The sequence below is a fragment of the Arthrobacter sp. 131MFCol6.1 genome (assembly GCF_000374925.1).
Classification (GTDB): domain Bacteria; phylum Actinomycetota; class Actinomycetes; order Actinomycetales; family Micrococcaceae; genus Arthrobacter.
This window is the reverse complement of the sequence record NZ_KB895555.1, coordinates 17,160-42,723: the sequence shown is the minus strand read 5'-3', so window position 1 is coordinate 42,723 and position 25,564 is coordinate 17,160. Positions and strand designations below refer to the sequence as shown.

Genomic DNA, 25,564 nt, shown 5'->3' with positions numbered 1-25,564 from the left:
GGGGTGTGACCTTGACAACATCCCCTTAGATAGTAAATCCTATAGGAAACAGGATTCCACGAAGGAGTGAACCCCATGGCCTATACAGCCGAAAACTGGCCCATCACAGCAGCGCTCCTGCAGTTCCCGGGAACCGATGCGCAGGGCAACCACATCAACGACGCCGACGCCTCCGCCTGGGCCGAGGTCCTCACCGAGGTCAAGGACGCCGGCTTCGCCAATGCCGACCTCACGGACAGCTGGGTCCGCCCCGGCGACCTGAGCTCCGCCCGGCTTGCCGAGTTCAAACAGACCGCGGACAACGTCGGCATCGGTATCCCCGTCATCTCTGCCATCCGCCGCAGTGTCATCGAGGAAGGAAACTGGGAAGCCAACCTGGCGTACAGCCACCGCACCATCGACGCCGCCGCCGAGCTGGGCTGCGAGGTCGTCTCGTTCGGACTGCACCAGGCCATCACCGCCGAGCAGCAGAAGCAGCTCTGGTTCTGGACCGTCGAAGGGTACAAGGACCCGGTGGGGGATAAGGAAACCTGGGGCAAGGCCGTAAGCCGCCTGCGCGAACTTGGCCAGCACGCGGCCGAGGTCGGCGTCCTGCTCTCGCTCGAAATGTACGAGGACACCTACCTGGGCACCGCGGATTCCTCGGTCCAGCTGGTCCAGGACATCGGCCTGGCCAACGTCGGCATCAACCCGGACATCGGCAACCTCATCCGGCTGCACCGCCCGATCGAGGACTGGCGCGAAATGGTCGCCAAGACCCTCCCGTACTCCAACTACTGGCACATGAAGAACTACATCCGCGACGAGGACGTCGCCCGGGACACCTACGTCGCGATGCCGGCCCCGATGGAAAGCGGCCTCATCAACTACCGCGAGGCGTTCAAGACCGCACTCTCCGTCGGCTTTCAGGGCATCCTCTGCACCGAGCACTACGGCGGCGACGGCCTCAGCGTCACGGCCAGCAACCAGGACTACCTCCGCCGCCAGGTCCTGCCGAAGACCGACGGTTATGCCCTCGGCACCAGCCAGGTGGCCCAGGGCCGGCAGCTGCCGGCAGCCACGGCACTCGCCAGCGTCTGACCGGGCATCTGAAAAGCCAGCATCTGAACTCAGCGTCTGAACGGGCGCTGAACGAGCGCCGGCACCGGCGCGTGGTGCGGCCGTCAAACCATTTGGGGGCGGCCGCACCACCCCAGTTTCACCCCAGCTCTTTACCCACAGCATTAGTTCTCCAACACGGATTCAATGAGGAACCATGACCCAGATCTTCGACAATCCCGCTGATTTCGCGGATGAGGCACTGGACGGCTTCGTTGCGGCCAACCGCGGCTACGTGGCCCGAGTCGACGGCGGAGTCGTCCGCTCCACCGAAGTCCCCTCCGGGCAGGTGGCCCTGGTGGTCGGCGGCGGCTCCGGGCACTACCCGGCCTTCGCCGGGCTCGTCGGGCCCGGCCTGGCCACCGCCTCGGCCTGCGGCAACATGTTCGCCTCGCCCGCGGCCGGCCAGGTCTACCGCGTGGCCAAGGCGGCCAACGCCGGCGGCGGCGTGCTGCTGAGCTACGGCAACTACGCCGGCGACGTCCTGCACTTCGGCCAGGCCCAGCTGCGCCTCAACGCCGAAGGCATCGAAACCCGCACCGTCCTGGTCACCGACGACATCGCCAGCGCCCCGCTGGACCAGATCGAGAAGCGCCGCGGCATCGCCGGGGACCTGACAGTCTTCAAGATCGCCGGCGCCGCCGCAGAGGCGGGATTGAGCCTGGACGACGTCGAAAGGCTGGCCATCCGGACCAACTACCGCACCCGCTCCCTCGGCGTGGCCTTCGACGGCTGCACCCTGCCCGGCGCGGAGGCCCCGCTGTTCTCGGTCCCCGCGGGGCACATGTCCCTGGGCCTGGGCATCCACGGCGAACCGGGGATCTCCGACCACCCCATGCCCACCGCCTCCGAACTGGCCGAACTCCTGGTCACCCGGCTTCTGGCCGATAAACCGGACGACGCCGGCACCCGCGTGGTCGCAATCGTGAACGGCCTCGGCACGGTCAAGTACGACGAACTCTTCCTGCTGTTCGGCAAGATCGAAAAGCTCCTCACCGCCGCCGGGCTCACCGTCGTCGAACCCGAATGCGGCGAGCTCGTGACCAGCCTGGACATGTCCGGACTGTCCCTGACCCTGCTGTGGCTGGACGAGGAACTCGAGCAGTACTGGGCCGCCCCGGCCGACACCCCGGCGTTCCGCAAGGGAAACCTGGCGCCCCGCGCCCGCCGCGAACTCGCCGGTCCGGACGCCGAGGAGACCGCCGACGTCGAACGGCCCACCGCTGCGGCGGCAGCCCTCGGCCAACTGGCCGCCGACTTGCTCGGCCGGGTGCGGGACGTGGTGGTCGAGCATGAGGAAGAACTGGGCCGGCTCGATGCCATCGCCGGCGACGGCGACCACGGGATCGGCATGCGCCGTGGCGTGGACGCGGCAGTCACCGCGGCCGAACAGGCTGCCGCGGACGACGGCGGCGCCTCGCCCTCGCGGGTCCTGACCGCTGCGGGGGAGGCCTGGAGCGAACGCGCCGGCGGCACCTCAGGCGCGCTCTGGGGCTCGGCGATCATCGCCGCCGGACACGCCCTGGGCAACCAGGACAGCTACAGCGGCGAGGACGCGGCCGCGGCGGTCACGGCCTTCGTGGACGCCATCACCGCACTCGGCAAGGCCGAACCGGGGGACAAGACCATGGTGGACGCCCTCCTGCCGTTCCAGGACGCGTTCCTGACCGCGTTCGACGCCGGCACACCGGTGGCCGGTTCCCTCGCCGCGGCGGCGTCCGCCGCCACAGCGGCCGCAGAGCGGACCGCCGGGCTGCGTCCGCTCAAAGGCCGGGCCCGCCCGCTCGCCGAGAAGAGCCTCGGCCACCCAGACCCCGGCGCGGTGTCCTTCGCGCTCATCGCGACCCGGATATCCGCCCACACCGACACCGCAGACACAGCATCCCGGCCCGGCAACCCCGAGCCGGCGGAACAAGGAGCACAAGCATGAGCACAGCAACAGGCTGGCGCGTGGTCATCGGCAACGATGAGGCCGGCGTCGAATACAAGAACGCGCTGAAGGCGCTCCTCGAAGCCGACCCCCGCGTGGCGTCCGTCCAGGACGTGGGAGTCGGCGCCAACGACTCCACCGCCTATCCGCACGTCGCCGTCGACGCGGCCCGCAAGATCGCCGACGGCGACGCCGACCGGGCGCTGCTGATCTGCGGCACCGGCCTGGGCGTGGCGATCGCGGCCAACAAGGTCCCCGGCATCCGCGCCGTCACCGCCCACGACAGCTACTCGGTGGAACGGTCCGTCCTGAGCAACAACGCCCAGGTGCTCACCCTGGGGCAGCGCGTCATCGGGCTGGAACTGGCCAAGAAGCTCGTGGGCGAATGGCTGAGCCACCGCTTCGACGAAAACTCCTCCTCCGCCGCCAAGGTGGACGCCATCTGCTCGTACGAACCCGAATACACGAAGGCAGTCTGAACATGACCGAATCAATAGCAACCGCAGCCGCCATCAACGCCGCCCGCAAGATCGCCGTCGTCGGCTCCGGCTACATGGGCGGCGGAATCGCGCAGGTCCTGGCGCTCGGTGGCGCCCGGGTGGCGCTCGCGGATGTGTCCGCGGAAGTGGCCCAGAAGAACTACGAGCGGCTCCTCGCAGAATCTGACGAATTCGTGGCTGCCGGGCTCTTCCCGGAAGGCGCCACCGCCATCCTGAAGGAAAACCTCTGGGCCGCCAAGGACATCGAGGAGGCCGTGGCGGATGCCGACTTCATCGAAGAAGCCGTCCCCGAGGTCATCGAGATCAAGCACCAGACCCTCGCCCGCATTAGCGCGGCCGCCCGCCCGGACGCGATCATCGGGTCCAACACGTCCACGATCTCCATCGCCGACCTGTCCGAGCCGGTCACCAACCCGGAACGCTTCCTGGGCGTGCACTTCTCCAACCCGTCCCCGTTCATCCCCGGTGTGGAAATCATCCCCCACGCCGGCACCTCGGCCGCCACAGTCGGCGCCGTCCGCGACCTCGTGCACGCGGCCAACAAGCAGACCGCCGTCGTCAAGGACGTCACCGGATTCGTGCTCAACCGGCTCCAGTACGCCCTGTTCCACGAGGCCGCCCAGCTGGTGGAACAGGAGATCGCGACGGCGGAGGACGTCGACACCCTGGTCCGCACCACCTTCGGCTTCCGGCTGCCGTTCTTTGGGCCGTTCGCGATCGCGGACATGGCCGGACTGGACGTCTACAACTTCTGCTACAAGTCGCTCCAGACCGATTTCCCGGAACGGTTCGCCACCCCGAAAATCCTCACCGACCTGGTGGAGGCCGGAAAGCTGGGCACCAAGACCGGTGCGGGCTTCCTGAACGTCCCGGCGGAGCGCACGCCGGAACTGATCGCCTACCGGAACAAGGCGTACGTGGCCATGCAGAAGCTCATCGACGAGCTCGGCCCCGCCCCCATCAGCTAATTCCCGGTCCCGTCGTCATCAAGGAGTACCCATGAGCACTTTCCCCACAGAACGCACCGCCATCATCACCGGCGCCGTGTCCGAGCGCGGCATCGGCCGCGCCACCGCCAGCTACCTCGCGGCCCAAGGCTGGAACATCGGCATCATCGACCTCGATGACGCACTCTGCAAGGCGGCGGCCAAGGAACTGGCAGCCGAGCACGGCGTCAAGGCCTTCGGCGCCGGCGCCAATGTTTCCGACGAAGGTTCGGTCCGCGCGGCAATCGACGCCATCGAGGCGGAACTGCCGCAGATCGTCGCGCTCGCCAACGTGGCCGGCGTCAGCTCTCCGGTGCCGTACCTGGAACTCGACGCCGCGGAATGGGACCGGGTGCTGAACATCAACCTCAACGGCGTCCACTACACCACCCGCCGCGTCGCAGAATCCATGGTGAAGAACAGGATCGGGCGCATCGTGAACATCTCCTCGGTCTCCGCGCAGCGTGGCGGCGGCACGTTCTCCAAGACGCCCTACTCCGTGGCGAAGGCCGGCGTGATCGGCCTGACCCGGGCCACGGCCCGTGAACTGGGCGAATACGACATCACGGTCAACGCCATCTCACCCGGCCCCATCGACACCGACATCATGGGCGGCACCCTCAGCGAGGAACGCAAGGACGAACTCACCAAAGACCTCGTGGTCAACCGCGTTGGCTCCACCCGGGACATCGCAGCAGCCATCGCCTTCCTCATCAGCGAGGACGCCGGCTACATCTCCGGCCAGACGCTGAATGTCGATGGCGGACTCTACATGCACTAAGGAAGAAGCCTCGTGGCACAACACAGCCAAACCCCCGCCTCCGGATTCGCAGCCTGGAGCAAGGGACGGAAGATCTACCTGGCCGTCGGGATCCTGGCCTGCGTGGCCGGCGTCCTGATGATGGTTTTTTCGCGCTAGCTTTCTCCGACCGGATCCGGCCTGCCCTGCTTTGGCCGGCCGGATCCGGCGTGGCTGGCTCTGGCTGGCTTTGGCCTGATCCGGCCGCTCTCCACGCCACTGATTCACCCCACTGAGTTACACCGCTGATTGCTCGACGAGGAGTTTTTATGTCCGTAACAACAACGTCCACCCGGGACCTCCTGGAGACGCCGGTCCTTAAATCGGCCATCTCCAAGGCCTCCCGCCGGCTCATGCCCATGCTGGTGATCCTCTATGTGGTCGCCTTCCTGGACCGCACCAACGTGGGCTTCGCCGAGGCTGCCCTGGGCGTGGACAAAGGCATCACCGCCGGCGCCTACGCGCTGGGCGCCGGGATCTTCTTCATCGGCTACGCCCTGTTCGAAATCCCGAGCAACCTGCTCCTGACCAAGTTCGGGGCCAAGGTGTGGCTGGCCCGCATCGCCATCACGTGGGGCATCGTCTCGGCCTGCTTCGCATTCGTCCAGGGCGAGACGTCCTTCATCATCCTGCGGTTCCTGCTGGGTGTCACCGAGGCCGGGCTGTTCCCCGGCGTCATCATGTTCCTGGCCGCGTGGTTCCCCAACAAGGTCCGCGTCAAGATGTTCGCCATCTTCTACCTGGCCCAGCCGTTCTCCCAGATGCTGGGCGCCCCGCTGTCCGGCTGGCTGATCAACATCGGGGACCAGGTCCCCGGCGTCCAGGGCTGGCAGGTCATGTTCTTCGTCGAAGGCATGCTGGCGGTCATCGCCGGCATCGCCGCCTACTTCTTCCTGATCAACAGCCCGCAGGACGCCAAGTTCCTGAACAAGGACGAGAAGAACGCGCTCCTGGAAGTCATGGCCCTGGAAGACACCGTCAAGGAAGAGTCCGGCCCGCACGGCGTCCTGGCCGCCATGAAGAACGGCAAGGTCTGGTACTTCACCATCATCTACTTCTGCCTGCAGATCGCCGTCTACGGCGTCACCTTCTACCTGCCGCAGCAGGTGGCCCAGCTGACCGGCCAGAAGGTGGGCATCGCCGTCGGCCTGATGGCAGCCATCCCGTGGTTCTTCGGCATCTTCGCCTGCTACTTCATCGGCAAGGCCGCGAACACCGTGATCCGCCGCCGGGTCTGGGGCACCGGGCTGTTCATCTCCACCGGACTCTGCATCTTCGGCTCTGCCTGGGCCGGCGCCAACCACATTCCGGCGCTCGGCATCATCTTCATCACCCTCGCCGTGTGCTCGTTCCTCTCCATCGGCCCCATCGCGTGGTCCTACCCGACGGCGTTCCTCACCGGGACCGCCGCGGCCGCGGGGATCGGCCTGATCAACTCGCTCGGCAACCTCGGCGGCTTCGTCGCGCCGATCCTGCGCACCTCGGTCAACCAGATCACCGCCTCGGAGACCGGGACCATGGGCGTCTACGCCCTCGGCGTGCTCCCTTTCCTGGCCGCGGCCATGATGTTCGCGACCCGCCGCTTCAAGAACAAGGCCGACGAGCTGCTGGAACAGTAAGGGCCCCGGCCTCTCTTCCAGCGCGACGTCCGGCGCCCATCCACTGGATCCAGCAGAAAGCACCAACACATGCAGCAGAGCCCCGGCAGCCAGACCTCCAGCACCCGCATCCTGGTGGGGGTCAGCACCAAGATGTACCTCGGCTACCGGGACAGCCTGGACTGGCTGGAGCGGCTGCAGCACGAAGTGGACACCCGCCCGGCCCTCGCGGCCGGGCGGGTTGTCCCGTTTGTCATTCCGTCCTTCCCGGTCCTGCCCGCGGCGGCCCGGCTCCTGGCGGGTTCGCCGCTGCTGCTCGGCGCGCAGAACTGCGGCTGGGCGGACGGGCCCTGGACCGGGGAGGTGGCCCCGTCCATGCTCGCGGAACTCGGCGTCCGGCTCGTGGAGATCGGCCATGCCGAACGCCGGCGGCACTTCAACGAGGACGATGCCATGGTGGCCCGCAAGGTCCGGGCCGCGGCCGAGGCCGGGCTCACCCCGCTGCTGTGCGTGGGGGAGCGCGACGGCGGGCAGCCGGCGGCCGCGGCGGATTTTGTGTACCGCCAGATCGAGTCGGCCGTCGACGGCGACTGGGACCTCGCCGGGCATTTGGTTGTGGCGTATGAACCGGTCTGGGCCATCGGCGCGGCCCAGCCCGCCGCCGCGGCATACGTGTCCGGCGTCGTCCAGCGGCTCCGGGACCAGCTCACCACCGCCGGCGTGCCAGGGCTGCCGGTCATCTACGGCGGATCGGCCAAACCCGGACTGCTGCCAACCCTTGAGGGCGTCTCCGGCCTGTTCCTGGGCCGGTTCGCGCACGATCCGGTGAATTTCGGCCGCGTGCTCGATGAAGCGCTCCTGCTGGCCGAAGGCCTCCCCGCGACGGACCCCGCCACCGCGGGACATGTCCAGTCCTGACCGCGGGCGATGGGCAGGAGATCATGGTGCCCACTACAGGAATCCAAGAATGGGCATGTCCCATGGCCGCTGACCGTCACCACTGGACATATCCCCCTGGGGCCACGAAGGGTGGGCAAAAAGCTATTGTGTCCACTCATGGCATTCAAGAATGGACATGATCCCCAAAGAGGGAATGAACGGGTCCTCCAAAGTTGGAGCTCTTCCTTGAGGTGTCCGCAGAGTTCGCAATCATGACTCAACCCTGTTTTTGACTTATACCGCTTTATTTCTGGCCTAGCGCATATCCAAAATCCTCAAGCGTGTAGATTCGACCATTCAATTCGACCTGCGTGTACCGCTTATAGGGTGCTTCTAAGCCATTGAAAGCAGTTCCAAAGACCAGCAGCGCCTCCACTGCAATCTTCATCCAATATTGCTGTTCGTTGTCGTCCCTGAATGTGCGATTGACCAAGTGCTTGGCTCTACTTTGAGCTCGAGGGGCACTGCCAAAGGCGATAAATTTGAACAGTGTGGACTTGAATCCAGTTTCAGGGTCAACGACGTATTCTCGCGACGTGGTAAAAGGAATTCCGCCGCTCGCACTTAGCAGCTCGAAAACTTCGGTGGTGTAGCGGCTTCCTGTTACTAACCATTCGAGATATACACCGGCGTCGGCATCTGCGACTCGAGGCACCAGATTGTCCCCGGTTTTTTCGACCCTAAACATGCAAATCTCCCCCCAGGCTAGCGAAGTGCCAGCCCCATTGAACTCCAGCCAGTGAGGCCAAGCCACGACCATCATCACCGTAAGGGGTGCTTCCTGTCATTAGTCCGATTCCCTTCGCGGTCGCCCATGGACGGTGTGCACTCAGGTCAGGCAACTGGTCAGTTGACGGTATCTTCGATCGAATCACCGTTCCTGTCCGCGGCAAGGAATCAAAGAAGGGGCATGTCTCTTGGCGTGGCGGGCGAAGCTCAGGAAACCACCGACCTTTGGCACAGGCCGATGAAGCCGCCGAGCTGCTCCAGGCCCTCCGGGTGGGCGGGCAGGTAGTTGGTCAGTTCGGGTGCGCGGACGATCACGGCACGCCATTGGCCGCGGGACACCGCCACATTGATCCGGTTCCGCGACAGCAGGAACTCCATGCCCCGCGGGGCCTCGGCCACCGCAGAACACGCCATGGACACAATCACGACCGCGGCTTCCTGACCCTGGAACTTATCCACGGTCCCCACCCGCACGCCGGAGAGATTCGCGGCGTCCAGGGCATCGCGGATGACGTTGACCTGGGCGTTGTAGGCGGCCACCACCAGAATGTCGGATGCCTCCAATGGCCGGGCTCCGTCTGCGGTGTGCCAGGAAAGGCCCAAATGGCGACGCACCTGCCCGACGACCTCGGCAGCCTCCTCGGCCGACGACGTCGTGTTCCCGCTGTGCGGCACCATCACCGTCTCGATCCCCGCGGGCACACCCTCCAGACGGCGCAGATCCGCGGACGGGGCGGAACGCAACCGGCCTTCGTAGGACAATTCCGAGACGGCCAGGCACAGCTTGGAGTTCATCCGCCATGAGTCGGCCAAAAAGTAGCCAAGCTCGGGCGGCAGCGTGGCGTGGCCTGCGGAAATCCAGCCCAGCGCCGACTCGTCGACCGGCTCGGGGTGCCTGCCCTGGCTGACCTGCGGCAGCTGCTGCGGGTCGCCGAGCAAAAGCAGCCGGCTGCTCGCCTGCGCCACGGCGAGCGTGTTGGCCAGCGAGAACTGGCCGGCCTCGTCGATCACCAGGAGATCCAGGGAGCCGGCCGGGACGGTGGCGCCGGTCATCGTCCACGCCGTGCCGCCGACGAGGACGCCTCCAGATGCACCCAGCAGCTCCGCAACGTCCTTGCCGGTGCGCCGGCCCCACGGCAGGGCGTCGTCGTGCTTCACGTCTTTGGCCACCAGCGCCGGGTCGACCCCGGCCTTGGTGACAGCGGTTTTCAGCAGGTTCTCCACCACCGCGTGGGACTGGCCGACGACACCGACCTTCCAGCCGCGGGCCACGAGCCGGGCGATGACGTGGGACCCCACATGGGTCTTGCCCGTCCCGGGCGGACCCTGCACTGCCAGGTAGGAGTGGTCAAGGGCCAGCACCGCCGCCGTGATGGCTTCAATGAAGCGGTCTGGTCCGACGCCAGGCTGCGGCAGCGAAGCTCCGGCGGCCAGCCTCGGCGGCTGACGCCGGACGAGGTCAAGCGCAGGATGGCGGGGGAGGGATCCGGACCCCATGCCGGCGACCACCGTGTCAGCGAGGGCTGCCAGTGCTTGCTCGAGGCTCTTGGTGGCGAGGGGTTGGTCTTCCGTCAGCGCAATGGGGACGTCATTGTGGGGCGGGATCTTCCGGTGCAGCCGGTCCCGGATGATGACGGTGTCCTTGCCGTCCTCATGCCCCAGTTCCAGGACCTCCGTGCCGAACCATCCGCTCCGTCCGGTTCCGTTCTTGCCGGTACCCTCCAGCCCGGCGGGAAGTGGAAGCTCATACATGCGGAACCACTTGCTGCCCTCGCGGAGGTCCGATCCGGGACTCACGGAGCCGGACAGCTTGACCCGCCGCTCCGGAAGCTTGGTCCCCGTCTGTTGCCAGTCGTCGAGGATTTCCGCGGATTCGACGAGGAAAACGTTCCGGTCCCGTTCGTGTGTGTCCGGACCGTGCTCGCACCGGTCGAAGTGCGCCCACCAGAACGACTTGCGCTCCCGGCGGTGGTAGCTCACGGCCGCGGCCAGCATGGCGACGGCCTTACGGTCGTCCTCGGACAAGCCGCTGCCCGGCTCAGCGAATTGCAGAAGTGCCAGCTCAGCCGGGTCAAACACGGCATCGGCTCCTGCCGAGCCGCCGCCGTCGGGGCCGTCCTCCGCGACCCCCTCAGCGCCGGACGCGGCGCCAGTCCGGACGGGCCCGGACCCGGCGGGGCCCGCCTCGGCGGCGTTTGGCTCCAGCCGGCGTTCCTTGGCCAGCCCGAGCAGCCAGTTCCGGAGCTCCAGGGTGGAGAGGCAGTCGTATTGGTTGTAGTCGGAGATCCCGGCGAGGATTGTGGCCGCTTCGTCGGGCCGCTCATTGTCCCTCGCGTCGCAGTACCTTGCGTAGGCAATCACGGAGGCTCCGGCGTCCTTCACGTCGCCGGTTCGAAGGTTCGTCCCCATGTAGAGCGGCTCAAGCTTCTTGATGCTGTACGAGTTCTCGGAGATCCTGATGCTGTTCCGGACCGTTTGGTACAGGTCCACCAGAAGTCCCTCGCGGAGCCACTCGTCCACGATGTCCTCCCCGGCAACATGCATCACCGAGAGTTTTCGAAGCGCCGTTTTTTCATACGGTGCGTAGTGGTAGACGTGCATGTCCGGGTGCTCCCGACGGCGTTTCTCGACATAGTCAAGGAAATCGAGGAACGCCTGCTTCTCCGCCTTCCGGTTGTGGGCCCAGAACGGTTTGAACACGCCTTCGCCGCCCGGCTCGGTGGGCGCCTCGATCACGCCGAACAGGTACTCAAGCCCCCACACTCCCGTGGCGCGATCCTGCCACAGCGGATCGCCCTCGAAGTCGAAGAAGATATCGCCTGGGCTCGGTGGGGGCAGCTCGGCCAAGGTGTTCCCGGGCAGGACGCCGTACCGGATGGTGTGCTCTTCGCCGTCCTTGCGATAGCGCACTGCTCCGTCGGCAGGGCCAACGCCGCTCTGCATCCGCGCCTGTTCCTGCAGGCGCACGAGCGCAGGGGTAGGCTTGGCGAGGGTCGCTTGCGCCAGGTCAGTGACTGTCCAAATCCCACGTTCGTGGAGGTTCTTGCGCTGCACGGAGTTCATCCGGGCCACGAGGAGGAGATCGTCGGTGGCTTTGACTTGCTCCTGGCAGTAATCGCAGCGTCCGCAGGCGGTGAGCCCGGGCGCGCCCCAGCCCACTGTTCCCGGCTGTGCGATGTGCGCGGCGGTCAGCGCGAGGAAACGATCGCGCCGCTCACGGAAAACCGGCAGGATCTCGGAGAGTTTGTGGTGGCTTCGCACGTAGTCGAATCCGCCATCGGCCAGCTGCACCGTCGAGCCAAGAACGAGTGTCACCGCCGGATCCACCGGGATTCCGGCCTTCAGCAGCTGCTCGCCGTAGGCGGCCAGTTGCAGTAAGGCGGTCACCTTCGCGTGGCGGGCCAGTTTGGTGTCGAACACCGCATAGCTGCCGTCGGTCTGCCGCACGAGGAAGTCGGAGCGGCCGTGGAACTGGCCGTCGAAGAAGGCGGCCTGGAAGACGACGTCGGCCCCCGCGCGCAGCGCTCCGATGGACTCGGCGTGCTTGGCCGCCAGCGTGGCGCGGTCCATCGTGGGGGCAGTGGCGACGTCGTACACGCCGTGCCCGGTGGCCGGATCCCAGGGACCGAACTCCGCAACGAAACCGTTAAGGACCTTGCGCTCGTGGAGGTCACCCAACACCGCTGCATGCTTGAGCATCTCGTCGTCTTCGAACGTAGCCCTGGGGCAGCGGCCCAGCTTCTCGTCGAGTTTCCGCAGCAGCTGATACTCGCAACTCGCGGCCGCCACGAGGTCGCTCGCGGAGTAGACCAGGTCCCGTGATGACCCCGGTACCTCAGGTTCAAGAAAAAACACTGTGCCCCCGTTGTTGGTGCCCCCGTTGTTGTTGACCTCCGCTATTCAAGCTATCAAAGCCCCCTGACAATCAAGCACCAGCCAGGAGGCGGGTACCAGGCACCTGTAAAGAGGCTAGGTACCGCTGGTTCCTGTCGTAGGACCGGCGTAGGGTCTGAGGACTATGACCGAACAGCAACCCTATGAGCTGGTCCAGCGCTACGCGCACTTCGAGCTGCGCCGCTATCCTCCGTACGCTGTGGCGGAAATAGAGGTCAACGCGACGTTCGACCGCGCCGGAAATGCCGCCTTCCGGCACCTCTTCAACTACATCAGCGGCAGCAACACGGCGCAACGGAAGCTGGCGATGACGGCCCCGGTGATCCAGGAACCCGGGCCGTCGCAAAAGCTGGCGATGACCGCCCCGGTACTGCAAAGCGGCCCGCTGCCGGGAAGCGCAGAGCCCGCTGATTTCGTCGTTGCCTTTGTGCTCCCCGCTGGGGTGACGGCGGAGACGGCGCCGGTCCCGGCGAACCCCGACGTCAGAGTCCGGGACCTGCCAGGATCCCTGGCGGCCGCCCTTCGGTTCTCGGGCAGCGGGTCGGAGGCGGCCTTTCGACGGCGAAACGACGGCCTCCAGGAGGCCCTGAAGCTAGCCGGGCTGAAGGCCGTAGGGCGGCCACGGTTCGCCCGCTTTGATCCGCCGTTCAAGCCGTGGTTCCTGCGCCGCAACGAGGTTGTTCAGGACGTGCAGGAGCCCCTTCCTCCTCCGGGCGAGCCCGGCCGCTGACCTAGGTAAGGCAAAATGGCAGGGTGACCCAACACCCGCAGCGCCCCGCCTCACCCCTCTCGCCCGCCTCCGGACCGTCCCCAAAGACCGGCTCCCCACAGACCGGCATGCCGCAGGCAGGCACCTCAGAGACCCAGGAGTCCGGCATCGCCGCCCAGATCGCCGGCGAGCTCGGCGTGCAGCCCTGGCAGGTCAGGGCCGCCGTGGAGCTGCTCGACGCCGGGTCCACTGTGCCGTTCATCGCCCGCTACCGCAAGGAAGCCACCGGGACGCTGGACGATACCCAGCTCCGCGAGCTGGAGGAGCGGCTGCGCTATTTGCGCGAGCTCGAGGACCGCCGCCGGACTATCCTCGAGGCGATCGCCGCCCAGGGTGCGCTGACCCCGGAACTGCAGGCCGCCGTCGTCGGCGCCGACACGAAATCGCGGCTGGAGGACATCTACCTCCCGTTCAAAACCAAGCGGCGCACCAAGGCGCAGATCGCCCGTGAAGCCGGCCTGGAACCGCTCGCCGACGCCCTGCTCAAGCGCCCGGAACTGGACCCGGACCGCGAAGCCGCCAAATTCCTCAACGCCGAACACTCGATCGGTGACCCGGCCGCAGCGCTCGCCGGCGCCCGCTCCATCCTGGTGGAACGCGTCGCCCAGGATGCCGACCTGGCCGCCACGCTCCGGGAGCGGCTGTGGACCCAGGGCCGGATGGTGTCCCGGGTGAAGAAAGGCAAAGAAGCCGAGGGCCAGAAATTCAAGGACTACTTCGAGTTCTCCCAGCAGCCGGCCGGAATGCCTTCGCACCGTGTCCTGGCGCTGCTGCGAGGAGAAAAGGACGGAGCCCTGGAGCTGGATCTCGCCGAGGCTGATCCGAACGACGACGCCGCCCTCACCGCCGCGCGCGGCCGCTACGAAGCCGCCGTGGCCAGGTTCCTTGGGGTTGCCGACCGCGGCCGGCCCGCCGATGCCTGGCTGTTGCAGACCGCTCAGCTGGCGTGGCGCTCGCGGGTCCTGGCGCGGCTGACGGCAGATCTGCGCAGCCGGATGTTCGCCGCCGCTGAGGACGAGGCCGTGCGCGTGTTCGCCGCGAACCTGCGCGATGTGCTGCTCGCCGCGCCGGCCGGGAACCGCGCCACCCTGGGCCTGGACCCGGGACTGCGCACCGGCGTCAAGGTCGCCGTGGTGGACGGCACCGGCAAGGTGGTCGCGACGGACACCGTCTACCCGCACGCCCCGGCCCGAAAATGGGACGAGGCGCTGCGGACCCTCGTGGGCCTCGCCACGAAGCACGGCGTGGAACTCGTCGCGATCGGCAACGGCACCGCCTCGAGGGAGACGGACAAGCTCGCCGCCGAACTGCTCAAGCAGCTCTCCTCCGGGTCAGAAAACAAGCCGCAGAAAATTGTGGTGTCCGAGGCCGGGGCGTCGGTGTATTCGGCGTCGGCGCTCGCCGCGGCGGAGCTGCCCGGCATGGATGTATCCCTGCGCGGTGCCGTCTCGATCGCCCGGCGGCTGCAGGATCCGCTCGCGGAGCTGGTGAAAATCGAGCCGAAATCGATCGGCGTCGGGCAGTACCAGCACGACGTCACGGCCGCGAAGCTGGACCGCAGCCTGGACGCGGTGGTGGAGGACTGCGTGAACGCGGTGGGCGTGGACGTCAACACCGCCTCGCCCGCACTGCTGAGCCGGGTGGCCGGGGTCGGGCCGCTGCTGAGCGAGAACATTGTGGCGTACCGGAACGAGCACGGGCCCTTCGCCAAGCGCAGCGAGCTGAAGAAGGTCCCGCGGCTGGGCGCCAAGGCGTTTGAGCAGTGCGCCGGCTTCCTGCGGATCACGGGGGGAGCGGAGCCGCTGGATGCCTCCAGCGTGCACCCGGAGGCCTACCCGGTGGCCCGGAAAATCAAGGCGGCCGCGGGCAAAGCGCCGGCCGCGGGAAGCTATGCGGCGCTGAACCCGCAGGACTTCGTGGACGGCTCCTTCGGCCTGCCCACCGTGCAGGACATCATCGCCGAACTCGAGAAGCCGGGCCGTGACCCGCGCCCGGCCTTCGCGGCGGCCGCGTTCTCGGAAGGCATCGAGAAGATCTCCGACCTCAGGCCCGGCATGGTGCTGGAGGGAACGGTTACCAACGTGGCGGCGTTCGGCGCGTTCGTCGACGTCGGGGTGCACCAGGACGGGCTCGTGCACGTGTCGGCCCTGGCGAACCGTTTCGTCTCCGACCCCCGCGAGGTGGTGAAATCCGGGCAGGTGGTCCGGGTCAAGGTGCTCGAGGCGGATCCGGAGCGGAAGCGCATCTCGCTCACCCTCAGGCTCGGCGACGAACCGGCAGCCTCCGGCGATCGTGCGGCGGGCGATCGTGCGGACTCGCGGCCGGAACGTCCGCGGCAGCCGGCGTCGCAGGCGCCGTCGAAACAGCCGGCGAATCAGCCGGCCGGAAAGCAGTCATCCGGGAAACCGGCACCCGACCGGCGGACGCCGGGCAGGCAACCGCAGAAGCCGGCTCCCGCGCCGTCGCCGGTCAACACGGCGATGGCGGAGGCGCTCCGGAAGGCCGGCCTGGCCAAGTAGCGCTCCCAGGGGCGCGGCTGCCGCACCACTCCTACCGTTGGTCGCGGATTCCCTACCGCTTGGCGCATAACTAGTACGTTTGCTGACGATTTGCACCATGATTGCCGGAGGCAACGGCCCTCTGCCGGAAGCTCGGTCAGAGGCCCTGGCAGGGGGCCGTTTCCGCAATGTGCTGGACACCGATGTCGTTGACGAGCAGGGGAGTACTTATGGGTTGGCTGGACCGCGAACGAACCATCGCCCCACCCGGATTTAACCGGTGGCTCGTACCCCCGGCAGCCCTCGCGGTCCACCTGTGCATCGGCCAGGCCTACGCGACGAGCGTCTACAAGACCGCGTTGGTGAAGCACTTCGGCGCGAGCCTGACCGAGATCGGCGTGATCTTCTCCATCGCGATCGTGATGCTGGGCCTCTCGGCCGCGATCATGGGCACCTGGGTGGACAGGAACGGGCCCCGCAAGGCGATGTTCACCTCCGCCGCGTTCTGGGCGAGCGGCTTCCTGATCGGCTCCCTGGGCATCTTCAGCCACCAGCTTTGGCTCGTCTACCTCGGCTACGGCGTCGTCGGCGGCATTGGCCTGGGGATCGGTTACATCTCCCCGGTCTCCACCCTGATCAAATGGTTCCCGGACCGGCCCGGACTGGCCACCGGCATGGCGATCATGGGGTTCGGCGGTGGCGCCCTGATCGCCAGCCCGGTCTCCACGGCCCTGCTGAAGATGTACGATCCCAACTCCGGGGCCAAGGGCTGGGTGGCCAGTGGTGAGTCGGTGGGCAAGCTCTTCCTGACCCTCGCCGTGGTCTATCTGGCCTACATGATGTTCGGCGCGTTCACGATCAAAGTCCCGGCCGAGGGATGGCAACCGGCGGGCTTCGACCCCGCAAAGGTCAAGGCCGCCTCGCTGGTCACCACGGAGAACGTCTCGGCCCGGAACGCGGTCAAGACCAGGCAGTTCTGGCTCGTCTGGATCGCCCTGTTCTGCAATGTCACGGCGGGAATCGGCATCCTTGAACAGGCCGCCCCCATGATCCAGGACTTCTTCCGCCAGCCCGACGGCACCTCCCTGGCCAGCGCCGCGGTGGCCGCCGGCTTCGTGGGGTTGCTCTCGATCGGCAACATGTCCGGCCGCTTTGCCTGGTCCGCCACCTCCGATGTCACCGGCCGCAAGCGCATCTACATGGTCTACCTCGGCGTCGGCGCGCTGCTCTACACCGTGCTGGCGCTGGCCGGCTCGACGTCCACCGTCCTCTACGTGGCCCTCGCGTTCGTCATCATCTCCTTCTACGGCGGCGGGTTCGCGACGGCCCCCGCCTACCTGCGCGACCTCTTCGGCACCTTCCAGGTCGGCGCCATCCACGGCCGGCTCCTGACGGCCTGGTCCGCGGCGGGCGTCGCCGGGCCGCTGATCGTCAATGCTTTCCTGGACGCGAAGGGCAGGCCCGGCGCGCTCAACGCCGCGTCCTACCAGCCCGCCTTGCTGACCATGGTGGGGCTGCTGGTGATCGGCTTCGTGGCGAACCTGCTGGTCTCGCCGGTGGACGCACGATTCCACGAACCACGTCCTGGCCGCGTCCGGTCCGAAGAACCTGCCTTGGAGGGCTGAAATGAGTAGTGCACAGACACCGGTGACACCGTCCACCGGGAAGCTGGTCATCGCCTGGGCGCTTGTCGGCGTGCCGCTCGCCTATGGCGTCTATGAGACCCTCACCCGCGTGGCGGCCCTGTTTGGCTGACACCGTGGTGAGAGAAATGTTCGGTGGTCGTCCCAGCGCGGTGGGTGTGCCGTTCACACGCCCGGAAGCGTTCACCACCCGCCCCACGCTGCAGGGCACCTTCGGGATGAGCGCGTCCACGCATTGGCTTGCGACGGCGGCGGCCCAGTCCGTGTTGGAGCGCGGCGGGAACGCCTTCGACGCCGCGGTGGCGGGAGCGTTCGTGCTCCATGTGGTGGAACCGCACCTCAACGGGCCCGGCGGAGACATGACCGGGATCTTCGTCACCGCGGACCGGCCGGAGCAGCCCATAGTCCTGATGGGGCAGGGCCCGGCGCCGGCCGGGGCCACCGCCGAGCACTACCTGGCCGAAGGCCTGGACCTCGTTCCAGGCTCCGGTGCCCTGGCCGCCGCGGTGCCTGCCGCCGTCGACGCCTGGCTCCTGCTGCTCCGTGACCACGGGACGTGGGAGCTGGACGCGGTGCTGGACTTCGCGATTGGCTACGCCCGGGACGGGCACCCGATGCTCGGCCGGGTCGGAACCACCATCGCGGCCGTGTCCGCGCTGTTCCAGGCGCATTGGCCCACGTCGGCTGAGCTGTGGATGCCGGGCGGCCGAATCCCGGTTGAGGGTGAGCTGGTGTGGAACCCGGCCTATGCCCGCACCCTGGAACGGCTCGTGCAGGCCGGAGTTAAGGCATCCACCCGCGAGGCGGGAATTGATGCGGCCCGCCGCGAGTGGCGGGAGGGGTTCGTGGCCCGCGCGATGGTGGATTCGGTTCAGTCCCCGCACCGGCATTCCTCGGGCACGGATCACCGCGGAGTGCTCGCCCTGGACGATCTGGCCGGATTCGAAGCCGGGTATGAGGCCGCCGCCACCGTCGAGTTCCGGGGCCACACGATCGCCAAGACCGGGCCCTGGGGCCAGGGGCCGGCGCTGCTGCAGACCCTGGCCATCCTGTCCGGCTTCGAGGACCGGTTCCTTGATCCGTCCACCGAGCTGGGGGCGCACACCATCCTGGAGGCGCAGAAGCTCGCGCTCGCGGACCGGGAGGCGTACTACGGCGACACGGACGTGCCGCTCGATGACCTGCTGTCGGAGGACTATTGCGCCGGCCGCCGGGCCCTGATCACGGAACGGGCCTCCCACGATTTCCGGCCCGGCACCGTGCCCGGGCGGGAACCGTACAGGCCACCACTGCGCACCGATTACACGCCGCCGGCGCTCGCAGGGGATGCGTCCGCGGCCTCGGCGGTCGGACTGGGCGTCGGCGAGCCCACCGTGGCGCCGTCGGGGGAGACCCGCGGCGATACCTGCCATATCGACGTCGTGGACCGCTGGGGCAACATGGTCTCCGCGACTCCGTCCGGCGGCTGGCTGCAATCCTCCCCGGCGATCCCGGAGCTGGGTTTCTGCCTGGGGACGCGGCTGCAGATGACCTGGCTGGAGCCCGGCACGCCGTCCACGCTGACGCCCGGCAAACGCCCGCGCACCACGCTGACGCCCACTCTCGTGCTGCGTGACGGCTACGCGGTGGCCGCGCTGGGTTCGCCCGGCGGCGACCAGCAGGACCAGTGGCAGCTGCCGTACCTGCTGCGGACCATCGTGGGCGGGTACTCGCCGCAGCAGGCCATCGATGCCCCGACGTTCCATACGACGTCGATGCCCGGCTCGTTCTGGCCGCGCACCTGGGAACCCGGCGGCGCCGTCGTCGAGGACCGGCTGGGGGCGGACGTCATCGAAGGTCTGGAGCGGCGCGGGCATGTGGTCACCCGGGCCGGTGACTGGGCGCTGGGGCGGCTGTCCGCCGTCGTGCGGGATCCCGAGACCGGGATCCTGCAAGCTGCCGCGAATCCGCGCGGCGCGCAGGGGTACGCCGCGGGCCGGTAGCAGTTGCGGCGCTCACCTGGCGGGTGGGGTGACTGCGTGCGGCTTCGGACGGGCCGTGGTTTTGCTTCTTCTGTCAGCCCGAAGCCCTGAGCCGGTCCATGAAGAGGAGCGACTCGGCGACGATCTGCTGCTGCGCCTCATTGCGGCTGATGCCCGCGTCGCCGTCCCCGGGCTGCTCACCGTAGTCACCGAAGAACGCGTGCACGCCGCCCACAACCGTTGCGTAGGTGGTGGTTGGTGGGAGCAGGGACCTCGACGCCGCGATCTTGTTCGGGGTGCTCAGGCCGTCGTTTGAGCCGGAGATGGAGAGCACCGAGAGGCCCTGCGCGTCCGTCATGGTCTCTGCGGGGTACGAAGCAAAGAGCAGCAGCCCGTCGACGTCATGATTCGACGCCGCGAAGGATGATGCACTCACGCCGCCCAACGAATGACCACCGACGGCCCAGGAAGCGACTTCGGGATGCCGGTCCATGGCTGCGCGGGCCTGGTTGGTGTCCAACAGGGAGATGCCGAGGGGTACTTTCAGGATGACGACCAGGTGACCCGCGGCCGCGAGCGGCTGCAACAGGTCCTGATAGGCATGCGCGTCTACCCTGGCGCCGGGGTAGAAGACGAGACCCGTGGTTGCTGTACCCGCCGGGGCAAGGGTGATCGAAGTGGCGTCTTCTGCAGCCCTTGACCCGGCTGGCGCCGTCGCGGTGGATCCATTGGCCGGGACCGTCTTCTCGCGGTCGGGTTGGTGGGGGAACGGGCTGAGCCACATCAGCGCGGCCACCAAACCGAGGACCGTGAGCCTGGCTACGATGCCGCGGACCAACTGCCAGGTGGAAATATCACCGCTACGCTGCTGTTTGCCGCCGAACAACCTGCGTCTGACCAGAAGCAGCGCCCAAAGGATCCCCAATGCGACGGCGGCCGCCAGGAGAGCCGGCAGGGCAGGGTGGCCGCCGAGGACGGCCGGGTTGCTGAGCAGTATCCAGAGGGGGACCACTGTCAGGGCGGCCGCCGCGAGAGCGCCGCCCCAGTTCAGGATCGAGGACTTCCAGGAAGTGGGGTTGGGCCCTGTGGGGACGGGGCCGGGGGGTTCGGTGGGGGTCGCGGGACGAAAAGGCGGGCCTTCCTTCACGGCTTGATGATATCCCCCCGGCAGCGGAACCCTGTGGTGTCCGGGCGCGGTAAAACCCCGTCGCCGGCTCAATTAGAGGCCGCTGCGCCCCACCCACAGCCCATGCAGCAGCGGAAGCGCCGACGCGATCATCAGGACATTGCTGAGCACCATGTCATCCGCGCGGACCACGGAGCCGGAAACCAGCAAGGCGCCGAAGATCAGCGCCGATGCCGATCGCTGCGCCGTGCGGTCAAGCCGTCCCAGCTGCCGCTCAAGGCGCGGATTTGCCACCGACAGTGAACCGTCCTCAAGCCGGGTTAGCAGCCCGTCCAGGCGTTTCGGCAGACCCAGCGCCATCCCGGCGGCATCGAGCGCCTGCTGGGCAACGTCCTGCACGATGTTGCCGCGCTCGTCGCGCAGCAGCTGCGCCGCGTAGGGCTCGACTGAGTCCCACAGATTGAACCGGGCGTCCAGCGAGCTGCACACCCCCGACGTCAGTGACATCGCCCGGATAATGAGCAGGAAGTTCTCAGGCATCTGGAACGGCAATGAACGGACCACGTCACCGAACTCCACGGCAAAATCACGGAACTCCCGGGGGTCAACCTCGCGAAGCTCGGCGAAGCCCATCCCGCCAAAGCGGGCAAAGAGGTGTGTCATCGCCCGCTCAAGCTCGACCGTGTCGGCCGAGGGCACCAATACCCCCACGTCGCTGATCGCGGACATCAATCCCTTGCCGTCACGCGAAGCGGCCGCGATGAGCAGCTTCCGCAGACCGCTGCGTGTGCTCGCCGGAACCTCGCCCATCATGCCGAAGTCGATGAAGGTCAGCTTCCAGGGGCGCCCCGTGGATGAATCGGTAACCGGCGTGACAAAGATGTTCCCCGGGTGCGGATCGGCATGAAAAAAGCCGTTCGCAAAAATCTGGTCGAACATGACCGAGGCAAATACAGGGGCAACCTGGGCCGGATCGATGCCCGCCGCCAGCAGTGCCTCCGAGTCCGTGATCTTGATCGCCGTGACGTCTTCCAGGGTGAGAACGCGGCGGGTGCTCCGTTCCCAGACGACGTCGGGCACCTCCACACGGCTGTCGTCGGCGAAATCAGCAGCGAACCGCCCAGAATTCGCGGCCTCATTCAGGTAGTCGATCTCCTCAAAACTGGTCTGCGCAAACTCCTCGACCAGGGCGGGCATGTCGGCACGATGGGACACCAGGCGCACGCGGCTGAGCCATCCGCCCACTTTGCGCAGTGCCGCCAGATCGACGTCGACAATGGCGTCGATGCCCGGCCGCTGCACCTTCACCACCACGCGGTCGAGCCCGGTGTCGGCGGCGTCGCCCGGGCCAAGCCTCGCGCGGTGCGCCTGCCCGAGGGACGCTGCCGCGATCGGTGTCTCCTCGACCGAGGCGAACAACTGCTCCAGCGGCGCGCCCAGCTCAGCTTCGGCCAGGGCGCGGATCGCGGAGAACGAAACCGGAGGCACCTCGTCCTGCAGCCCCTCGAGTTCCTTGGTGATCTCGGGCGGCAGGACGTCGAGCCTGGAGGACAGGAACTGTCCGACTTTGATCATGAGCCCGCCGAGGTCCACCGCCAGCGCATGGAAGCGCTGCGCGAAGCGCCGCATCCTCTTCGCCCTAGTGCGCTCGGCAATCTTCACCAGCCCGACGCGGGGGAGGAGCAGCTCAAACCACCAGGTAACCGCGAGATGCCATGCGGCGAAGCGCAGGATGCGGCGGTAACGGGCCCGGTAGTCCCGGGCGCCGGGTACCGGAGCTGCCCGGTCCCGGCGAACCGACCTCACCCCCGTCAGCCCTTGGCGAGAATCGCGTACAGCCGGCGGCGCGCGTCATCGAGCACCGCCACGGCTTCCTGTACCTGCTCCGGCGTTCCGGTGCGTCCCACCTGGGCGGCGGCCTGCGCGAGCTCGACGCCTGCCTTGGGCAGCGCCGCGAACCCCGAGCCCGACGCCGGACCAGCCGATTCCCAGGGCGCTGACATGCCGGCACCCGCCATCTCCTCGCGGCCCGCTTCCGTCAGGGAATAAATCTTGCGGCCGTTGGATTCCTCAGCACGGATAAGGCCCTCGTCGGCCAGCAGCTGGAGGGTTGGATAGACGGAGCCAGCGCTGGGCTTCCAAGTGCCGCCGCTGCGCTCCTCGATTTCACGAATAATCTGATAGCCGTGCATCGGCCGCTCAGCGAGCAGTGCCAGCACAGCCGAGCGCACCTCGCCACGCCCGGCCCGGGAACCCGAGCGCTTCTCGAACCTCGAACGCAGCTCCTCTACGGCCTGCCACATGCTGTCTACATTGCTGCCGCGAAATCCGCCTGCCGGGTAAGAACTGCGCATCATGCTCTCCTCTGGACGACCGTGAACGATATACAACGATAGTCAACGATACACACGTAAATTTGCGAAACCAAGAGGGACGGCGATCCGCGCACGGGCCTAAAACAGGCCCCTTGCAGCAAATATCAGGGAATGACGTATCTGGTGACCCCAGTTGCCCTAACGTGAACCGGCAGCGTCTTTTCCATGTGCTTTCCTCGCATGCTGCCAGGCCAGTCCTGCCTGAGTGCCCGAAATAAACCCACCGAACCAGGCGATTCCGGCTGGGCCCAACACCAAACAGAGGACGAGGGACAGCACTAAAACCAGCATGGCAAGCCATCGCCAGGGCGGCGAGAAACGCAGCAGCCACACACCCACGGCCAGACCTGCGAGTAATGCAACGACCTCCTGTGGCACGTGGTCTTGAGGTCCTATCAGAATCACCGCGACCGTGGCGCTCAACAGCACGCCGCTAGGGATCAGAGCATTCCTCACCGGATGCTCAGCGTTTCTTCCCACAACAACCACACTTTCTGGGCTTTTTTTGCTCACCATCCGAGTCTGCTCTGCGGAAGGTCGCCACCGAAGCCGACCGTGCCACCTCCAAAGGCGCCACCGCACAGGCCCGCGGTCTTTGTCTGGTTGAAACTGGCCATGCCGTTCCAGGTCCCGCAAAAGTCGCACCAGAGTCCGCCACCACTCCGGAATCGGAATTCACAGGAACCCGACGTGCGCTACCCACGGCTCTCTTGCCCAACAACAGGTCCTGCTCGGTAAGCGCTCCTAGCGGATCTTCATTTCCCCGCGCCAGAGCTCGCACCATCGCTCACCACGGCGAATTCCCGTGACGTAGCCACGGCCCTTCACGAACCACCTGCCGCAGCGAGTTGACTCCAGGCGTATGCACCCTTCGGTCCGAGGCGTCACCGATCCTCGACCGATATTCAGTCACGAAGCGGCCGCCCATACGGATAATCCACCCACTCGCCAGGGACCCCATCACCGGCCACTGCCTCCGCGCCACGCACGACCGAATGATAATCAGCTGGAAAACGGGTGCCGATCAGTACATCATTGGGATTCACGTTGATTTGAATTTCGCCATCACGGAACCGAACGTCGTAGGTAAAAGATGTCTTGCCAAATATCAGGGATCGGCGCTTCCTGGTTAGTCTCGTTGCCCTGACGTGAATCGGCAAAGTCTTGGTCATATGCTTTTCCTACTTCAGAATTGGTCGCCAAGGTCGATCTGGAGATTTTGCTACGTGCAAATCACCAGCGTTGAGTGCGGCGGCCGGCGTTTTGTCCTCGGAGCATCACTCAGCCTTCCCCAGCGACTCACCCGGCACGACGACTGCCGTTGAGTACTCAACCCAATCCTCGTTCCTGCCCTCCCTGAAGAGGCGATCCGCAGTCCGCTGACACTCCTGCAAGTCGTTCCAGGGGCCGTGGGGGTTCAAGCCGATAGCCTCTGCCAATTGCTGCGCTGGTACGACGCGGGATGCACCCGGAGTTGTCATCACTTCGTACATGTGGTCTCCCCGAACGAACAGCCCCTTGCGAACAGGAACTCCGACCAGACGCAGATATGAATTTCCCCTAATGAACACGAAGTCCCTTCCGTAAGATAGAGCTGGAGTTCCGGCTGGACGCTGAACTGGTCAGAGAACCGGTGAGATGACCGCCTTGGGACCCCAAGGCCCCGCTGACGACGCCGTTGGTAAGTGCACCGAGGGCACCCCTTGTTGTCCGCCCGCGGCGGCGGCCACCACGAGAGTTGGTAGGGCGGGGTGGCCGCCGGGAACGGCTGGGTTGCTGAGCAGCATCCAGAGCGGAACCACTATCAGTGCGGCCGCCGCGAGGGCGCCGCTCCAGTCCAGGATCGAGGCTTTCCAAGAATTGGGGCTGGGGCTGGGGCTTGTGGGGGCTGGGGCGCCAGGACGCGAGGCTCCCGTGGGGTTCTCGGGACCAACCGGTTGGGCTTCCTTCACAGCTCGATGATATCTCCATGATGGAGATATCCGCTCGTTAGCTAATGGGTCGTCAGGCGTGTTGCCTCAGCCTCGCTTCCAGTCACCCATTCCGGACGGAACGACGACGCCTTTGGGTTTCTGAAGAAATCAGCCAATGCCGCTTCAATTGAATCCAGATCATGAATGAACCGAGAAGGAATGAAACCCGTCGCATTACCCATCGGTACCTCCACTGACTCATCCGCAACACCTGCAGACCGCACCAACACCGCCCACGAACCCTCGTTGGTGGCGTCAGCGTTCCGATGACAGACCATCCCCAGCCCAACGCCACCGGCGACTTCAAAACGCGCCGACCGATACTCAACAACCAGCCGTCCACGTGACTTTCCGTCCAAGGAATGCAGCGCAACACCGGCCGCCTCCTGAGCCTCCGCGACGGTGCTAAGACCCCGGCCATCAACCAGCCACTCCGCCTTTTTTGCGGTTTCCCGGGCCTGCTTAGCTGACTTACCGCGCTTACTGGCATGCTGCCAGGCCAGTCCGGCCTGGGTGCCCGAAATAAACCCACCGAACCACGCGATTCCGGCTGGGCCCAACACCAAACAGAGAACGAGGGAAAGCACCAAAACCAACATGGCTAGCCAGCGCCAGGGCGGCGAGAAACGCAGCAGCCACACACCCACGGCCAGGCCGGCGAGTAGTGCCACGACCTCCTGTGACACGTGGTCCTGAGGTCCTACCAGGATCACCGCGATCGTTGCGCTCAATAACACGCCACTAAG

21 protein-coding genes are annotated in these 25,564 nt (G+C 66.6%); 13 read left to right on the top strand and 8 right to left on the bottom strand.

What is annotated here, in order from left to right:
• Positions 1-75: 75 nt before the first annotated feature.
• The 8 genes from C566_RS0118710 to C566_RS0118675 all read left to right on the top strand — a co-directional run bounded on the left by C566_RS0118710 (position 76) and on the right by C566_RS0118675 (position 7,829).
• Complete coding sequence (locus C566_RS0118710; RefSeq protein ID WP_018775888.1) at positions 76-1,080, top strand: sugar phosphate isomerase/epimerase family protein; 1,005 nt, start codon at positions 76-78, stop codon at positions 1,078-1,080.
• Positions 1,081-1,255: 175 nt separating this feature from the next.
• Positions 1,256-3,028, top strand: coding sequence for a dihydroxyacetone kinase subunit DhaL (gene dhaL, locus C566_RS0118705; protein WP_018775887.1), 1,773 nt, complete (start codon positions 1,256-1,258; stop codon positions 3,026-3,028).
• Complete coding sequence (locus tag C566_RS0118700; protein ID WP_018775886.1) at positions 3,025-3,507, top strand: ribose-5-phosphate isomerase; 483 nt, start codon at positions 3,025-3,027, stop codon at positions 3,505-3,507. Before dhaL ends, C566_RS0118700 begins: the two co-directional genes overlap by 4 nt.
• Before the next feature lie 2 nt (positions 3,508-3,509).
• A complete protein-coding gene (locus tag C566_RS0118695; RefSeq protein WP_018775885.1) occupies positions 3,510-4,496 on the top strand; it encodes a 3-hydroxyacyl-CoA dehydrogenase family protein in 987 nt (328 codons plus the stop codon).
• A 31-nt stretch (positions 4,497-4,527) separates the two neighbouring features.
• Positions 4,528-5,295: an SDR family NAD(P)-dependent oxidoreductase gene (locus tag C566_RS0118690; protein ID WP_018775884.1), complete on the top strand. Its 768-nt coding sequence runs from the start codon at positions 4,528-4,530 to the stop codon at positions 5,293-5,295.
• Positions 5,296-5,307: 12 nt separating this feature from the next.
• Entirely contained in the window at positions 5,308-5,433 is a 126-nt protein-coding gene (locus C566_RS23385) for a hypothetical protein (RefSeq protein WP_018775883.1), read from the top strand.
• 149 nt (positions 5,434-5,582) lie between these two features.
• Complete coding sequence (locus C566_RS0118680; RefSeq protein WP_018775882.1) at positions 5,583-6,932, top strand: MFS transporter; 1,350 nt, start codon at positions 5,583-5,585, stop codon at positions 6,930-6,932.
• Between the two features lie 69 nt (positions 6,933-7,001).
• A complete protein-coding gene (locus C566_RS0118675) occupies positions 7,002-7,829 on the top strand; it encodes a triose-phosphate isomerase family protein (RefSeq protein WP_018775881.1) in 828 nt (275 codons plus the stop codon).
• A 265-nt stretch (positions 7,830-8,094) separates the two neighbouring features.
• On the opposite strand, the gene C566_RS0118670 is transcribed toward C566_RS0118675, so the two are convergent.
• Together C566_RS0118670 and C566_RS0118665 are read right to left on the bottom strand one after the other, a co-directional pair.
• Complete coding sequence (locus tag C566_RS0118670; RefSeq protein WP_155846943.1) at positions 8,095-8,538, bottom strand: hypothetical protein; 444 nt, start codon at positions 8,536-8,538, stop codon at positions 8,095-8,097.
• Between the two features lie 248 nt (positions 8,539-8,786).
• On the bottom strand, positions 8,787-12,434 hold the full coding sequence (locus C566_RS0118665; protein ID WP_026266848.1) for a TM0106 family RecB-like putative nuclease: 3,648 nt from the start codon (positions 12,432-12,434) through the stop codon (positions 8,787-8,789).
• Between the two features lie 163 nt (positions 12,435-12,597).
• Between C566_RS0118665 and C566_RS0118660 the strand changes: the two genes are divergently transcribed.
• From C566_RS0118660 to C566_RS0118640, 5 genes are all read left to right on the top strand, one after another.
• Positions 12,598-13,203, top strand: coding sequence for an SOUL family heme-binding protein (locus C566_RS0118660; protein ID WP_018775878.1), 606 nt, complete (start codon positions 12,598-12,600; stop codon positions 13,201-13,203).
• Positions 13,204-13,310: 107 nt separating this feature from the next.
• A complete protein-coding gene (locus tag C566_RS0118655) occupies positions 13,311-15,761 on the top strand; it encodes a Tex family protein (RefSeq protein WP_018775877.1) in 2,451 nt (816 codons plus the stop codon).
• A gap of 209 nt (positions 15,762-15,970) precedes the next feature.
• Complete coding sequence (locus tag C566_RS0118650; RefSeq protein WP_018775876.1) at positions 15,971-17,365, top strand: OFA family MFS transporter; 1,395 nt, start codon at positions 15,971-15,973, stop codon at positions 17,363-17,365.
• A 1-nt stretch (position 17,366) separates the two neighbouring features.
• Positions 17,367-17,495 carry an MFS transporter small subunit gene (locus C566_RS23380; RefSeq protein WP_269210556.1) on the top strand — a complete coding sequence of 43 codons (129 nt, stop codon included), beginning with the start codon at positions 17,367-17,369 and terminating at the stop codon, positions 17,493-17,495.
• 106 nt (positions 17,496-17,601) lie between these two features.
• Positions 17,602-19,365 (top strand): gamma-glutamyltransferase, encoded by a 1,764-nt coding sequence (locus tag C566_RS0118640; RefSeq protein WP_196802409.1) that lies wholly within the window; start codon positions 17,602-17,604, stop codon positions 19,363-19,365.
• Between the two features lie 73 nt (positions 19,366-19,438).
• Here C566_RS0118640 and C566_RS21805 read toward each other — a convergent pair whose 3' ends face one another.
• The 6 genes from C566_RS21805 to C566_RS0118615 form a co-directional block, all read right to left on the bottom strand.
• Positions 19,439-20,491: an alpha/beta hydrolase gene (locus C566_RS21805; protein WP_231386432.1), complete on the bottom strand. Its 1,053-nt coding sequence runs from the start codon at positions 20,489-20,491 to the stop codon at positions 19,439-19,441.
• A gap of 72 nt (positions 20,492-20,563) precedes the next feature.
• The gene (locus tag C566_RS0118630) at positions 20,564-22,276 is read right to left on the bottom strand and encodes an ABC1 kinase family protein (RefSeq protein WP_026266846.1); all 1,713 of its coding nucleotides are present in this window, start codon (positions 22,274-22,276) and stop codon (positions 20,564-20,566) included.
• A gap of 5 nt (positions 22,277-22,281) precedes the next feature.
• On the bottom strand, positions 22,282-22,824 hold the full coding sequence (locus tag C566_RS0118625; RefSeq protein WP_026266845.1) for a PadR family transcriptional regulator: 543 nt from the start codon (positions 22,822-22,824) through the stop codon (positions 22,282-22,284).
• 159 nt (positions 22,825-22,983) lie between these two features.
• Positions 22,984-23,358, bottom strand: a complete 375-nt coding sequence (locus tag C566_RS22510) for a hypothetical protein (RefSeq protein WP_196802407.1) — start codon at positions 23,356-23,358, stop codon at positions 22,984-22,986.
• A 392-nt stretch (positions 23,359-23,750) separates the two neighbouring features.
• Complete coding sequence (locus C566_RS22800) at positions 23,751-24,017, bottom strand: hypothetical protein (RefSeq protein WP_155846942.1); 267 nt, start codon at positions 24,015-24,017, stop codon at positions 23,751-23,753.
• Between the two features lie 821 nt (positions 24,018-24,838).
• Positions 24,839-25,555 carry a hypothetical protein gene (locus C566_RS0118615; protein ID WP_018775869.1) on the bottom strand — a complete coding sequence of 239 codons (717 nt, stop codon included), beginning with the start codon at positions 25,553-25,555 and terminating at the stop codon, positions 24,839-24,841.
• Between the last annotated feature and the right edge of the window lie 9 nt (positions 25,556-25,564).